This is a genomic window from Pseudomonas sp. BJa5 (assembly GCF_030272875.2).
GTDB lineage: Bacteria > Pseudomonadota > Gammaproteobacteria > Pseudomonadales > Pseudomonadaceae > Aquipseudomonas.
Genome location: NZ_JALRNG020000087.1, coordinates 1 through 529 on the forward strand (window position 1 = coordinate 1; position 529 = coordinate 529).

The following is a 529-nucleotide window of genomic DNA, read 5'->3' on the forward strand; positions in this document are numbered from 1 at the left end:
GTCGTTCGCCACGACAGCGGCGAAGTGGTCACCACCTTCGAACTGAAAACCCCGGTCCTGCTCGACGAAGTCCGCGCGGGCGGCCGTATCCCGCTGATCGTCGGCCGTGGCCTGACCGAAAAAGCCCGTGCCGAGCTGGGCCTGGGCGCGACCGACCTGTTCAAGCTGCCTGAAGCCCCGGCTGATACCGGCAGGGGTTATAGCCTGGCGCAGAAAATGGTCGGCAAGGCCTGTGGCGTCGCCGGTATTCGTCCGGGCACCTACTGCGAACCGAAGATGACCACCGTCGGCTCCCAGGACACCACCGGCCCGATGACTCGCGACGAGCTCAAAGACCTGGCCTGCCTGGGCTTCTCTGCCGACCTGGTCATGCAGTCGTTCTGCCACACCGCGGCCTATCCGAAGCCTGTGGACGTGACCACCCACCACACCCTGCCGGATTTCATGCGCAACCGTGGCGGCGTGTCCCTGCGTCCAGGCGACGGCATCATCCACAGCTGGCTGAACCGCATGCTGCTGCCGGACACCG

1 pseudogene is annotated in these 529 nt (G+C 66.0%); it reads left to right on the forward strand.

The features are described from left to right. Positions 1-529 (forward strand): annotated as a pseudogene (locus tag M2D63_RS25535) (aconitate hydratase B); the annotation flags it as partial.